This window comes from Facklamia sp. P12955 (genome assembly GCF_050409565.1).
In the GTDB taxonomy this organism is placed as follows: domain Bacteria; phylum Bacillota; class Bacilli; order Lactobacillales; family Aerococcaceae; genus Facklamia.
In genome coordinates this window covers 1-14,161 of record NZ_JBNUPF010000036.1, presented here as the reverse complement: position 1 = coordinate 14,161, position 14,161 = coordinate 1, and the positions used below count along the sequence as shown (strand labels likewise).

The 14,161-nt window shown below is 36.9% G+C and carries 17 protein-coding genes; all 17 read left to right on the top strand.

The window, feature by feature from the left end; all coding sequences use genetic code 11:
* The first annotated feature begins 186 nt into the window (after positions 1–186).
* The 17 genes from ACQV2G_RS08580 (at position 187) to rpmF (ending at position 14,053) form a co-directional block, all read left to right on the top strand.
* Positions 187–846 carry a DivIVA domain-containing protein gene (locus ACQV2G_RS08580; protein WP_428874480.1) on the top strand — a complete coding sequence of 220 codons (660 nt, stop codon included), beginning with the start codon at positions 187–189 and terminating at the stop codon, positions 844–846.
* A 76-nt stretch (positions 847–922) separates the two neighbouring features.
* Positions 923–2,500, top strand: coding sequence for a peptide chain release factor 3 (locus ACQV2G_RS08575; protein ID WP_428874481.1), 1,578 nt, complete (start codon positions 923–925; stop codon positions 2,498–2,500).
* Between the two features lie 169 nt (positions 2,501–2,669).
* Positions 2,670–2,936, top strand: coding sequence for a phosphocarrier protein HPr (locus ACQV2G_RS08570; RefSeq protein WP_428874483.1), 267 nt, complete (start codon positions 2,670–2,672; stop codon positions 2,934–2,936).
* The gene (gene ptsP / locus ACQV2G_RS08565) at positions 2,936–4,657 is read left to right on the top strand and encodes a phosphoenolpyruvate--protein phosphotransferase (protein ID WP_428876604.1); all 1,722 of its coding nucleotides are present in this window, start codon (positions 2,936–2,938) and stop codon (positions 4,655–4,657) included. The genes ACQV2G_RS08570 and ptsP overlap by 1 nt, the downstream gene beginning before the upstream one ends.
* Before the next feature lie 179 nt (positions 4,658–4,836).
* A complete protein-coding gene (locus ACQV2G_RS08560) occupies positions 4,837–6,048 on the top strand; it encodes a glycosyltransferase family 4 protein (protein WP_428874485.1) in 1,212 nt (403 codons plus the stop codon).
* Complete coding sequence (locus tag ACQV2G_RS08555; protein ID WP_428874486.1) at positions 6,048–6,926, top strand: NAD(P)-dependent oxidoreductase; 879 nt, start codon at positions 6,048–6,050, stop codon at positions 6,924–6,926. Before ACQV2G_RS08560 ends, ACQV2G_RS08555 begins: the two co-directional genes overlap by 1 nt.
* A gap of 120 nt (positions 6,927–7,046) precedes the next feature.
* Positions 7,047–7,274 (top strand): YkuJ family protein, encoded by a 228-nt coding sequence (locus ACQV2G_RS08550; protein ID WP_428874487.1) that lies wholly within the window; start codon positions 7,047–7,049, stop codon positions 7,272–7,274.
* A gap of 217 nt (positions 7,275–7,491) precedes the next feature.
* Positions 7,492–8,025 (top strand): YqeG family HAD IIIA-type phosphatase, encoded by a 534-nt coding sequence (locus tag ACQV2G_RS08545; RefSeq protein WP_428874488.1) that lies wholly within the window; start codon positions 7,492–7,494, stop codon positions 8,023–8,025.
* Positions 7,988–9,136 (top strand): ribosome biogenesis GTPase YqeH, encoded by a 1,149-nt coding sequence (yqeH, locus tag ACQV2G_RS08540; protein ID WP_428874834.1) that lies wholly within the window; start codon positions 7,988–7,990, stop codon positions 9,134–9,136. Before ACQV2G_RS08545 ends, yqeH begins: the two co-directional genes overlap by 38 nt.
* Positions 9,137–9,168: 32 nt before the next feature.
* Positions 9,169–9,486, top strand: coding sequence for a ribosome assembly RNA-binding protein YhbY (yhbY, locus tag ACQV2G_RS08535; RefSeq protein ID WP_428874833.1), 318 nt, complete (start codon positions 9,169–9,171; stop codon positions 9,484–9,486).
* A gap of 19 nt (positions 9,487–9,505) precedes the next feature.
* Positions 9,506–10,183, top strand: coding sequence for a nicotinate-nucleotide adenylyltransferase (locus ACQV2G_RS08530; RefSeq protein ID WP_428874491.1), 678 nt, complete (start codon positions 9,506–9,508; stop codon positions 10,181–10,183).
* Between the two features lie 17 nt (positions 10,184–10,200).
* Positions 10,201–10,818, top strand: coding sequence for a bis(5'-nucleosyl)-tetraphosphatase (symmetrical) YqeK (yqeK, locus tag ACQV2G_RS08525; protein WP_428874493.1), 618 nt, complete (start codon positions 10,201–10,203; stop codon positions 10,816–10,818).
* Positions 10,819–10,826: 8 nt separating this feature from the next.
* A complete protein-coding gene (rsfS, locus tag ACQV2G_RS08520; protein WP_428874831.1) occupies positions 10,827–11,189 on the top strand; it encodes a ribosome silencing factor in 363 nt (120 codons plus the stop codon).
* Positions 11,174–11,959 carry a class I SAM-dependent methyltransferase gene (locus ACQV2G_RS08515; protein WP_428874495.1) on the top strand — a complete coding sequence of 262 codons (786 nt, stop codon included), beginning with the start codon at positions 11,174–11,176 and terminating at the stop codon, positions 11,957–11,959. Before rsfS ends, ACQV2G_RS08515 begins: the two co-directional genes overlap by 16 nt.
* Entirely contained in the window at positions 11,960–13,180 is a 1,221-nt protein-coding gene (locus tag ACQV2G_RS08510; RefSeq protein ID WP_428874496.1) for a nucleotidyltransferase family protein, read from the top strand.
* A 124-nt stretch (positions 13,181–13,304) separates the two neighbouring features.
* A complete protein-coding gene (locus tag ACQV2G_RS08505; RefSeq protein WP_428874497.1) occupies positions 13,305–13,844 on the top strand; it encodes a YceD family protein in 540 nt (179 codons plus the stop codon).
* A gap of 29 nt (positions 13,845–13,873) precedes the next feature.
* The gene (gene rpmF / locus ACQV2G_RS08500) at positions 13,874–14,053 is read left to right on the top strand and encodes a 50S ribosomal protein L32 (protein WP_428874498.1); all 180 of its coding nucleotides are present in this window, start codon (positions 13,874–13,876) and stop codon (positions 14,051–14,053) included.
* Positions 14,054–14,161: the final 108 nt, after the last annotated feature.

The following is a 14,161-nucleotide window of genomic DNA, read 5'->3' as shown; positions in this document are numbered from 1 at the left end:
TGTTTTGTTTGGTTATTTACCTATTAATATAGCTAATGAACTCTGCGTTTATTGAACGTTGCACTTGTTATGATAATTTATCTGTTTAAAAAGTCATTAAATATGGGATATCGCAATAGGACCTATTCAAAACAAGTATTTTTTGTTAAAATTAGTTGATGGAAAAGAAAGTTATGAGGTGACTAAATGGACCGTATCAGCGAAGTGTCTGTTAATCTATTTGGCTATAATCGCAAACAAGTTAACCAATTAGTTGAATATAAAGATGAAAAAATTAAATCTTTAGAAAGAGACGTTGCTAATTTAAACCAGAAAGTACAAGCTCTAGAAGAGAAAGTGGTTTATTTCCAGTCGATTGAAGCCGCTCTAAAAGATGGTTTAGTGGACGCACGAAAGACAGGAAATGAAATTATTGCCGATTCAGAAGCAGAAGCAGAAAAGCTAATAAATCGTACTAATGAGCAAGTGGCCCAATACAAAGAAAACTTTGCATATTATAGTAAGGAACTAGCCAATACAGGAACAGATTTAAAAGATCAATTAAAAATGATGCAATCACAAATGCTAGATATGATTTCAGACTATGAAAAATTTGTTTCATCAACTAATTTTGATGAGGTTTTTCCTAGCAAGCAAGTGGATCGTTTTAGGAATCAGATTGAAGATTATGAGCAAGATGACTTACAACCAAACAGTCATCGAAAGAATCTTTCGGCAGAAAAACAATTGTCAGATAAAGAAAAAGAGGAATTACAACGTTTAATTCAAGATGTTATAAAGAATGAAGAAACGGCAGAAAAGACAAATGACAAAAAATTGGTTGATTTTAAGAAAGCTCATGGTTAACTAAATGATAAAAAAGGGCTGGGGGTAAACCCAGCTTTTCTTGTCTTTAAGTTATCAACAGAAATGAGGAGAAATAATGGTTAAAAATATAACAAAAGAAGTGGAGCGTCGTCGAACTTTTGCAATCATTTCCCATCCCGATGCTGGAAAAACAACTATCACCGAGCAACTTTTATTATTTTCTGGAGCTATACGTGAAGCGGGAACGGTAAAAGCTAAGGGAAAAAAATCAAATAAATTCGCTAAATCAGATTGGATGGAAATTGAAAAGCAAAGAGGCATATCAGTCACGTCTTCTGTCATGCAAGTGGATTATGATGGCTATCAAGTTAATATTCTTGATACTCCAGGTCACGAAGATTTTTCGGAAGATACCTACCGTACTTTAATGGCAGTCGATGCTGCTGTTATGGTGGTCGATTCTGGTAAGGGAATTGAGCCTCAAACTAAGAAATTATTTGAGGTCGTCTCAAAGCGTGGAATTCCTATCTTTACATTTATGAATAAACTAGACCGCGATGGACGCGAGCCAATGGATTTAGTAGCGGAATTAGAAGAAGTCTTAGGAATTAATGCCTATCCAATGAATTGGCCAATGGGTATGGGTAAAACATTACTAGGTCTATATGATTTATACAATCAGCGCGTGGAAATTCGTCAATCAGATGATGAAGATTATTTTATAGCACTGGATGAAGAAGGACATGCCCAAGGAGACCACGCTTTTAAATCATCATCTATTTATAGTCAAGCAATTGATGATGCACAACTTTTACATGAAGCGGGTAATAGTTTTGATCGCCAGGCTATTTCACGAGGAAAATTAACGCCTGTCTTTTTTGGGTCCGCTTTAACGGGTTTTGGCGTACAAACTTTCTTGGATGCCTTTGTCGATTTGTCTCATCAGCCGGCGCCGGCTTTAACAGTTGACGAAGAATATATCCAGCCAACAGATGAGCGTTTTACAGGCTTTGTTTTTAAAATCCAAGCTAATATGAACCCAGCACACCGTGACCGCATTGCCTTTGTAAGGATTGTTTCTGGCCGTTTTGAAAAGGGAATGACAGTTACTTTAAACCGAACCGGCAAAACCATTCGAATGGCACATACTACCCAGTTCATGGCCGACAGTCGAGCAGAAGTCCAAGATGCTTTTGCAGGCGATATTATTGGCTTATATGATACGGGGAATTTTCAAATAGGTGATACCATCTATGCAGGTAACCAAGCCGTCCAATTTGAAGATCTACCACAATTTACGCCGGAGATTTTTATGAAAGTAGCGCCAAAGAATGTAATGAAGCAAAAATCTTTCCATAAAGGAATTGAACAACTTGTGCAAGAAGGAGCCATTCAATTATATAAGACCTATCATACAGAAGAGTATATACTAGGAGCGGTCGGACAACTGCAGTTTGAAGTTTTTCAATATCGTTTATTAAACGAATATAATGCAGAAGTTGAAATGACACCAATGGGGTCAAAAATTGCACGTTGGATTGATGATGAGGACTTAGACCCTAAGATGTCTTCCTCACGAAACCTTCTGGCAAAAGATCGTTTCGGCCAAGCTGTTTTCCTTTTTGAAAATCAGTTTGCTGAAAATTGGTTTAAAGACAAACACCCTGATGTTAAACTTAAACAGTTGATGTAAATCTCTTATTAAGGGTTACTGGTATTTAATAAGTAAATAATCTTAGCTTTTAATTTTGGTTTTGTGTATAATAATGATAGCGTTTGCCTGGGTTTTTATTTGCCTAGAATGAATAGCTATTCAGCGCATAGCTTAATATTAGAAATAATGTCTTTAAGGAGATGAACATATGGAAAAGAAAGAATTTCACGTAGTTGCTGAGACTGGGATTCACGCAAGACCTGCAACTTTATTAGTGCAAGCAGCTAGTAAGTTTTCATCAGATATTAACTTAGAATATAAAGGTAAATCAGTAAATTTGAAATCAATTATGGGAGTGATGTCTCTTGGCGTAGGACAAGGAGCTGACGTTACAATTACAGCTGAAGGTTCTGACGAAAAAGAAGCTATTGAAACGGTAACAGAGACCATGAAGAAAGAGGGCTTATCTGAATAATGACTAATAAACTAACCGGTATTGCGGCTAGTGATGGGATTGCAATTGCACCTGTTTATTTATTAGTGGATCCCGACTTAAGTTTTGACAAAAAGTCAATTGAAGATAGTGAACAGGAACTTATGCGTTTGTCTGTCGCTGTTGACCAAGCAAAAGTGGAACTTGAAAATATTCGCCAATTAGCTGCTGACCAATTAGGTGAAGAAGAGGCAAAAGTTTTTGATGCACATCTTTTAGTTTTATCAGATCCAGAATTCCTAGCCCAAGTAAAAACTTTGATTGAAGAAGATAAGATGAATGCAGAGGCTAGTCTTGAACAAGTTGCAGATATGTTTATTGCTACATTTGAAGCGATGGAAGACAATCCTTACATGCAAGAACGTGCAGCAGATATCCGTGACGTGAAACAACGACTTTTAGCTGCTTTATTAGGAGTGGAATTACCGACTCCAGCTACTATTGACCATGAAGTAATTGTGGTGGCTAGAGACTTAACGCCAAGCGACACTGCGCAATTGAATAAAAAATATGTGAAAGCCTTCGTCACAGAGATTGGCGGAAGAACATCTCACTCTGCTATCATGGCAAGGTCGTTAGAGATACCTGCCGTTGTTGGGATTGAAGGTGTTTCTCAAGCGGTTAAACAGGGAGAAAACTTAATCGTAGATGCCTTAGAAGGTCAAATTATCCTGCAAGCAAACGAGGAAGAACTAAAAGAGTATCAGCATAAAGGCGACCAATTTAAACAAGACCAAGAAGAATTAAAAAAATTGGTAGCATCGCCATCCATAACTAGTGATGGTAAAACAGTAGAAATTGCTGCCAATATTGGAACCCCTAAGGATGTTGAGGGAGCTATTGATAATGGAGCAGATGGAGTAGGCTTGTATCGAACAGAATTCCTTTACATGAATGCTTCTGATTTTCCTAGTGAAGATGATCAATATCGCGCTTATCGTCAAGTGCTTGAAGCTGTTGATGGTAAAGGGGTGGTCGTTCGAACCATGGATATAGGTGGCGATAAGCATTTGCCATATATGAAGTTGCCACAAGAAATGAACCCATTTTTAGGTTACCGTGCTATTCGTATTTCTATAGATAAGCCAGAGATGTTCAAAACACAATTGAAAGCATTACTGAGAGCATCGGTTCATGGTGATTTGAAAATCATGTTTCCCATGATTGCTACAATTTCAGAGTTTCGCCAGGCTAAATCTTTATTAGAAGAGGTTAAAAAAGAACTTCAACAAGCGCAGGTTGAATATTCAGATTCTATCGAAGTTGGAATAATGATTGAAATTCCAGCTGCTGCTGTTTTAGCGGACCAATTTGCAAAGGAAGTAGACTTCTTCTCAATTGGTACAAATGATTTAATCCAATATTCAATGGCTGCTGATCGAATGAATGAGCGAGTTTCTTATCTTTATCAACCCTATAATCCTTCTATTTTGAGATTAGTCAAATTTGTAATTGACGCAGCTCACCAAGAAGGTAAATGGGTTGGTATGTGCGGTGAAATGGCTGGTGACCAAATGGCGGTACCTATTCTACTAGGTATGGGATTAGATGAGTTTTCAATGTCTGCTTCGTCAATCTTAAGAACACGTCAGTTAATTTCACGATTAGATAGTAAAAAGATGCAAGAATTAGCTGATCGCGTGATCAAGGAATGTAATTCATCTGAAGCAGTAGAAGAGCTTGTTAATCAATATTTAGCCTAAAGTGTATTTCATAAATAGTTAAGACCCTAGGAAAAGTTTGTCGCCATTTAAGCATAGCCATATGTTTGTGGAACAAATCGTTTCTAGTGTCTTTTTTTTACAAAAAACACTGTTGTTAAGGTAGTAAAATATTTACTATAATAGATGAGAATAGAAATAAGCTCTAGGAAGGAAGCATTATGAAGATAGGCATGTTTACGGATACCTACTTTCCTCAATTAAGTGGTGTATCAACTTCAATCAAATTATTAACAAAAGAATTGCGAGCTAGAGGACATGAGGTAGTTATCTTCACTACTACTGATCCGAATGCAGAAGCAGAGCCAGATGTTGTTAGGATTTCAAGTGTTCCCTTTTTAAGTTTTTCTGATCGAAGAATTGCATATCGGGGATTCGATCGCTGTTTGAAAATAGCGCGTTCCATGAACTTAGACCTTATTCATACGCACACCGAGTTTAGTATGGGTTTAGCTGGTAAGTATGTTGCTAGCCGTTTGAAGATTCCTAATATACATACTTATCATACAATGTATGAAAATTATACCCACTATATTTTAGATGGGCTCTTAGTTCAAGCCAATCATGTAAGAGTAATTTCACGTCAGTATTGTAACCAATCAAATGCAGTCATTGCGCCCAGTCAATTAACTAAAGATACTTTAGAATCTTATGGTGTTCATGTTCCTATACAGATAATAGCTACTGGAGTAAACATTCCAAACTTTAAACCAGAAGAAGCTAAAACTTTGCGGAAGACTTTAGGTTTTAATAGTAAAGACCGTGTATTATTATCTTTATCACGTTTATCTAAAGAAAAAAATATAATTGAAGTCTTATATTCTTATTGTGAATTGAAGCAAAAGGATCCAAATCTAAAATTAGTGATTGCTGGGGATGGACCAGAAAGAGATAGTCTAGAACAATTTAGTCGTAAACATGATTTAGATGTGCGCTTTGTCGGATTTGTCGATCATGATGAAGTTTGGCGTTATTACCAAATGGCTGATTTATATGTAAATGCCTCAGAGTCGGAATCGCAAGGGTTGACTTATCTAGAAGCAATTGTTAACCGCTGTCCAATCATTGCTAAGAGTAATGATTACCTCAAGACTGTGATGCAAGAAGAGGCTTTTGGCGCCTTATTTGATGAAAATTACACACTTAATCAAGCAATTAGAGACTTTTTGGAGAAAAAAGACTCAAAACAAGTTGATCCAATTGATACAGATAACTTATATGAAATATCAGTAGAAAAGTTTACGGATCAAGTTTTAACCTTTTACAAGCAAGTATGTGAGCGATATATTGAAGAAGAAACTGGCCTTTTTGATCGTGTCTTTAGTAAAGTAAAAAATGTTATTCGTGAAATTGTAATAGGAGGAAAAATATAGTGGATCAAACACTCAAAGTAGGTTTTATCGGACTAGGTGTTATGGGACAATCAATGGCTAGACACATATTAAGAGCTGGTTATCCGCTTTATGTTTATAATCGAACGAGGTCTAAAGCCAATCAATTGGTTGAAGAAGGGGCTATTTGGCAAGCTTCACCTGAAGAAGTTGCTCAGGCATGTGACTTAGTCTTAACAATAGTTGGCTATCCTGAAGATGTTGAAGCGGTATACCTAGGTGAAAAGGGCTTGTTTAAGGGTGCTCACTCAGGTCAGGTTTTTATTGATTTAACCACCTCTAGACCAAGTTTGGCTCAGGAACTCACTAAAAAAGGACAAGCTTTGGGTGTTACTGTTTTAGATGCACCTGTTTCTGGTGGAGATTTAGGAGCAAAAGCAGGACGCCTAACAGCTATGGTTGGAGGAGATGCAGCAACTTTAGATCAAGTTCGTCCTATTCTTGAAACATTTAGTGCAAGTATTCAACTCCATGGTTCTGCAGGTTCTGGCCAACATGCTAAGGCAAGTAATCAGATTATGATTGCTGGGACAATGACCGGCATGGTCGAAACATTAAGGTATGCTAAAGCAAATGGGTTAGACTTAGAAAAAGTTATTGCAACCTTGACTGGTGGAGCTGCTAATAACTGGTCATTGGCCAATTATGGGCCTCGTATTTTAAAATCAGACTATTCACCTGGATTTTTTGTTAAGCACTATATCAAGGATTTAGGTATTGCTTTAGAAGAAGCTGAAAAAGCCAATTTAAATTTACCAGGTACAAAACTTGCCTATGATTTATACCAAGAATTAGCAAAAGAAGGTCATGAAAATGATGGTACTCAAGCTTTGATTAAGCTTTGGTGGGATCAAGCTTAATAGTCCTCCTCACTCTAAGTTGGGAAGCAACTTAAAATTTATTTCTTGCAATTTTATCTCAGTTTGTTAGTATACCTTGTATAAAATAAATTATCTTCTTAGTGAAGAATGGAGGAAATCATGAAAGCATCTGTACTTACTGGAATTATTCAACGACTAGAAACAATGACTAAGGCAAAAGATGAAGTTGAAATTCGTCGATTTGAATTGGATGGGATTGAAAAATGCCAAGTGACTTATTTACCAAATGATGATGCTTTTGAAATGACAGAATCAGAAACGGGAACTGTTTTCCGCTTTGACAACATTGATCTAGTAGCCATTGAAATATTTGATCTGTTGGGTTAATACAAACAAAAAGAGGTCTGAGGATAATCGAAATCCTAGACCTCTTTTTATTTATCATAAACATATAATCTTTTCATCAGTTAAAATCCTAAGCAAGATAATTATAAATATTAGAGCCAGTGAATCATGAGTATAAGAATACAAGAATGTGCTATAATGACTTTAAGTAAAAAAAGAAATAAGTTAATGAAGATAATAAAAAAGTATAGGAGGAATCATGAGAAAATTGATTCAACCCACTTGGTGTCTTAATTCAGTTTATCGTCTTAAGCCATCTGATCTAATCAACCAGCAAATTAAAGGCCTAATAGTAGATCTTGATAATACACTCTTGGCATGGAATTGCCTAGATCATACCCAAGAATTAGCAATATGGGCAAAGAGTATGCAAGATGCAGGTATAAAATTATTTGTTTTATCCAACAATCATCCCGAACGAGTACATAGGGTTGCGGATCCTTTAAAATTACCTTATCTCGGTCACGCCTTAAAACCGCTCAGACGTAGTTTTCGCTTAGCAATGAAAAGAATGCAAGTTAAGCCGGAGCATGTCTTAGTGGTCGGTGACCAGATAATGACCGATGTAATAGGAGCTAAGAGTTTAGGTTTGAAAGTACTTTTAGTTAAACCTATTGTCAATAATGATAATATTTACACCCTGGTCAATCGCACTTTAGAAAAAATGGCACTGAAATGGATTGGGATTGACCGACATGGAGACTGGGGGGACCAACTTGAAAGACCAAACTAATTTACAAGAAAACTATCAATGCATTGGATGTGGGGCTGAAATTCAAAGTGAAGATCCTAATAAGATGGGGTATTTATTGGCTTCTATCTTGGAGAAGAAAAAAATAGAAGGCGATTTTTATTGTCAGCGCTGTTTCAGACTGCGTCATTATAATGAGCTGCAGGATGTGCAAATTTCAGACGATATATTTCTGGATCGCCTTTCTTCCATTTCAGAAGACGATGCTTTTGTAGTGAATGTTATTGATATATTTGATGTTGAAGGAAGTATGTTATCTGGCTTAAATCGTTTTATTGGCAAGCAACCCTTTGTTTTAGTCGCTAATAAAGTAGACTTATTACCAAAATCAGTCAAACAAAATCGAATCGTTCATTGGTTGAAACAGCGTTTCTTTGAAAATAGTTTAAAACCAGACGAAGTGTTTTTGCTGTCAGCCAATAAGCCAGCTAGCTTACAAGCTCTAATTGATCGGATTGACCGCGAGGTAAGACAACGTAATGTTTACATAGTGGGAGTTACTAATGTTGGAAAATCTACCTTAATTAACCAACTACTGAGACATTATGGTGGAGACAAAGAAATAATCACAACCTCTGATCATCCGGGCACCACACTCGATACGATTCGTATACCATTAACAGAAACAACGGGTATCATTGATACTCCGGGAATTATCAAGGAAAACCAACTGGCTCATTACTTAGATCGTCAGGGAATGAAAAAACTATTACCCAATAAAGCAATTAAGCCTAGAACTTTTCAGTTAAATGCTGGTCAAACACTCTTTTTAGCTGGAGCAGGTAGAGTTGATTTTATAGCAGGAGAAAGGGCAGCCTTTACTTTTTATGTCTCCAATGAGACATATATTCACCGGACTAAAACGGATAAGGCAGATGACTTTTACCTTGAGCACAAAGGACAACTCTTAAGTCCTCCATATCTCAATCAAGCAGTTAATTTTCCTGAACTACAAGGAAGGGATTATCAATTAAAACCCAATCAAGATTTAGCGATTGCTGGACTAGGATGGTTAACAGTTAATGAACCTGTTCAAGTAAGACTATGGGCTCCAAAAGCTGTCCAAGTTACACAAAGAGAAAGTATGATTTAGGTTAAACAGATCTAGTTAGAAAAGGAGTCAATATGACCGTATTAAATAAAAAACAAATTAAGTTTCTTAGAAAAAAAGCGCAAAAAGAAAAAGCAATTTTTCAAATCGGAAAATTAGGAATTACAGAAGTCTTTATTCAACAAGTGGATGATGCCATTGAAAAAAGAGAATTAATTAAATTTAATATTCTGCAAAATTCTGATGAAGAAATTGATCAAGCGGCTGAACAAATTGCTCAAGCAATTAATGCAGTAATTGTTCAAACCGTTGGACATACAGCTGTTCTATATCGCCCTTCTCACAAAGAAAAATATCAAAGAATAAGTGAAGAAATAGCCACTATTCAATAGCAACAGAAAGGAGACCTCCATGCGGACGATCGTCAGTGAACAAACTATTTTGAGGCTTGAGCGAGAATATGCCTCGATCACCTTAGGACAAATAGCGGATTTAACAACCGACCGTGATCGCCAACGCATCGGTATTTTAGGAGGGACTTTTAATCCGCCTCATTTAGGTCATTTAATGATGGCTGAACAAGTAGGAAAACAATTAGATTTAGATGAAGTTTGGTTTATGCCAACCGCAAAGCCACCTCATGCGCCGGGGAAGCAGACCATTGCTTCTCAACACCGGCTGCAAATGGTTCAAAGAGCGATCGAAGGTAATCCTTTGTTTAAACTCCAAGCCTACGAAGTTAATCGTGGTGGGAAAAATTATACCATTGATACTATGAGGCATTTCGTGAAAGCTTACCCTGAGTGCGACTTTTACTTTATCATTGGGAGTGACTCAGCTAATGAACTAGAGACTTGGCGTGACATTAGTGAATTGGCTTCAATGGTTCAATTTGTGGGTGTGCGACGTCCAGGTGAAGAAATTTATGGGGGGCAATATCCAATCATCTGGGTAGACAGTCCTTTGGTAGAGCTTTCTTCAACGGAAATTCGTCTAAGAGTCTACTTGGAACAATCCATTCGTTATCAAGTTCCTGATGCGGTGATAGACTACATTAACCGCCACGACCTATATCGACGTTTGGATTGATGAAAGAAGGAGTTTTTATGACAGAAGAACTTATTTACCAACAAGACTTTATTAATATGAGCCGTCAAGAGTTGATTAATCAATTAGAAAAGCGTTTATCAAAAAGACGGTTTGATCATGTAATGGGGGTTGAAAAAAAAGCGCTTGAGTTAGCGAAGCTTTATGAAGAAGATATCGAAAAAGCATCAATCGTTGCTTTAATGCATGACTATGCCAAAGAAATTGAATCCGAGGCAATGTTAAATTTAGCTCAAGCATTTTGGTCAGACGAGCGGCTTGAAGACGCAACAGAAGGAATCTGGCATGGTTTTGCTGCTGCACAAATATTGAAAACGGATCTAGCATGTCAAGATGATGAAATTATTCAAGCGGTAGCTGCTCATACTACGGGCTGGCACCAAATGTCAAAACTTGCAAAAATACTTTATATCGCAGACTATACAGAAGAAGGACGTAATTTTAAAGGAGTCAATAAGGTTAGAAAACTAAGTCAAATTGATTTAGATAAGGCCTGTTTTTTGAAGATGCGTATGACAGTAAAGCACTTGATGAAAAGGCAAGAATATCTTTTCCCCTTACAAATTGAAGTCTATAATAGTTGGATTAAAAATTATAAAGCAAATAAAGCTATTTAGGAGGAATTATGACATTATCAAGTAAAGAAAAATTAGAAGTAATTGTAAAAGCGGCGGACGATCGGATGGGCCAAGATATTATGGCTTTAGATGTAAGTCAAATGACACCCTTGGCAGAATATTTTGTAATCATGCACGCCAAGAATGAACGTCAACTTAATGCGATTGTGGACGAAATCATTGAAAAATGTCATCAAGCGAATATAAATATCAAGGGTTCTGAAGGAAAAGATGGCGGACGCTGGATTTTAATTGATATTTATGAAATAGTTGTTCATGTCTTTCATTATGAAGAGCGTAGCCATTATAATTTAGAAAAAATCTGGCGAGATGCGCCATTAGTGGACATTTCTGCATGGGTGAATCCTTAATGAGTTTTACCGATGTCGCTTTGGTTTATGACCGTTTTAATGATTTGAGCGCCTATGATCAGTGGCTAGATTTTACTTTAGCTCATGCAGGAGAAGCTGTTGAAAATGTTTTGGATATGGCATGTGGGACAGGTTATTTTAGCCGTTTATTAGCTAAGAATTATCAGCAAGTTAAGGGTATGGATTTAAATGAAGCAATGATTGACCAAGCTAAAAAACAAGCAGGAAATGAATATGAAAACCTCATCTTTCAACAAGGTGATATGCTCAATCTAGAAGCAGAAGAGGGAAAGTATGATTTAGTGACTTGCTATGCAGATTCTTTATGTTTTCTAAAGAATGAAGAAGAGCTTAAACAGGCTCTTTTTTCAATGGTTAATTGTCTAAAAGATAGTGGTCGATTATTGTTTGATGTATGGACCCCTTATCAATTGAGTCAAGGATTTGATCAATTTTCTTATCAGGATGAAGATGAAAAGGGAGCTCTATTGTGGACATCTTTCACTAAAGCTAATGATTTAAGTGTAATTCACCAGTTAACTGTCTTTGATCGCGTTGAGTCTGAAGCTGATCAAGATTTTTATAGACGTTATCAAGTCGACCTAGAAGAAAAAACCTATCCCTTAGCTACTTATAAAAATTTTCTACTAGAAGTAGGCTTGCAACCACAACAAATTCAAGTTTTGGTCAATTTTGGTGAACGTCAGTATGACGAATCTCAAGATCAAAAGACTGATCGTTGGTTTTTTGTATGTCAAAAGGGGGAATAAATGTTGAGAACCTTAGGCATTATTGCAGAATACAATCCTTTTCATTATGGCCATCTCTATCAACTCAAAAAGGCAAGGACCTTAACTCAAGCTGAATGCATTATCGTTTTAATGAGTGGGAATGTTGTGCAAAGAGGGGAGTTTCCTATTCTGGATAAATGGCATAGGGCAGAGCTTGCCTTAAAAAATGGAGCAGACCTAGTCCTCGAACTTCCATTGAATGCTAGTCTGCAGGCAGCGGATTTTTTTGCCGGAAGCTCCGTTGACATCATGAAAGACTTGGAGGTTGATTATTTAGCTTTTGGAAGTGAATCGGCTGAATTAGCAGATCTTCAAGCCTATTTAAATTTTATTGAGTTAATTGATGCGGACTTGCAAAAAAATATCCGTCTTTTACTTAAAGAAGGAAAGGCCTACCCAGCCGCTTATCAAACGGCTGTCGCTCAACAATTGAAACAGCATGAATACAGTTTAAGTTTCGATCCATCTGCTAGCAATCAAATGCTAGGCATTCTGTACTTAAAAGCACTAAAAGGTTCTAAAATTCAACCAATTGTTATCCCTCGTCTTAAAGAAACTCAAGAGCTAGAACAGTGGATTGAGCTACCACATGAGCTACAACCAATATCTATCCTTTCAGGCAGTCAAATCAGAAAGGAAGTTCAAGAGGGTGTTCTAAAAGCTCGAAATCTTCCGATAATGACTTGGCAGAAGTTGCAAATGCATTCCTTAATCGAATGGCAAGATTATTATACCTTACTCAACTATGCTATCTTAGCGTTGGGGAAAGAAGGTCTTGCTAAAATTCAAGGAATGGTCGAGGGGATGGAGTCGGCTATCTATAAGCAAAATCTCAAAACTCAGTCTTGGGAGGAATTAGTGGATGCTCTTACTTCGAGTCGGTGGACACGGTCAGCTGTACAACGTCTATTGATGATGGTTTTATTGCATATTGATCAAACAATGTGGCAAAGTTATTTAACAAAAAATAAAAAGCAGAAAGTGCTTCGTATCTTGGCTTTTAATCAAGTGGGACGAGCCTTTTTAAGCAGCTTTAATTCGGAAAAACTAAAACTTTTTTCTAATTTATCGCAAGAAATAGCAGACAATTATCACTTGGCCTTGCAAGTAGATAGTATTTTGCAGGCCAATCCTAATAAAAAAACTGAAGAACAAGTGATAGCAAAGCATCCCATTTATTTAAATGAGCCTTATTTATAGCAAGCTAAACTAGTAATATGAACGTCAATCAGCTATACTAATATTGGTTTAGAATTGATTATTGTGATTGACAAGCTGTCTTTTCTTAAGTATAATTTATTTTGTCGTTTTAGAGGTGATATATATGAAATGGACCCTTCGTCAATTACGTGAGGCCTGTCGTGACGGCATCTATTCTTTTGATGAGCGAATAGATATCCAATCACAAATAAGTGAACGCAAGTCGGATATAATCCACATAGATGAAGTGCATTCTAAGGGATACTTCCTTTTGCGTGATGAAGAGTTTGTGCTCCACTGCCAATTTGATGTGGACGTGACATTGCCTTCAACTCGTAGTTTGAAGCCTGTAGTTGTCCCTTTATCAATAAAGGTGAGAGAACGCTACGTTGATAAAAGTTTAGACTTTAATGCTCAAGACTATGAGGAAACCACTATTGTTCTTGAACATGACTATATTGACCTCGCAGCGTCTGCTGTTGATAATATTCTTTTGAATATTCCAAGACAAGTCATTGCAGAGGATGATACAGATCTTCCTTCAGGCAAAGACTGGACAGTCGTAACCGAAGAAGAATATAATCTTCAAAACCAAGCAGAAGAGGATCAAGTTGATCCAAGATTTGCAGCCTTAAAAACGTTATTATCAGACCAAGATAAATAATGGTCATCAACTACCAGGAGGTGTAAAACATGGCAGTACCAAAAAGAAGAACATCTAAAGCAGTAAAAAGAAAGCGTCGTACTCACTTCAAATTAAACGTACCAGGAATGAATCCTTGTCCTGAGTGTGGCGAAATGAAATTAAGCCACCGTGTATGCGGTAATTGTGGTTTCTACGCAGGAAAAAATGTAGAACAAGTAGCAAAATAATAACAAGAAAGATCGGTTAATCGGTCTTTTTTGGCTCTATGTCCAATAGGGTTGATGCTATCCAAGGAGATTAAGCAATTAACGGTTGCTTAGTCTCCTTTTCTTTTC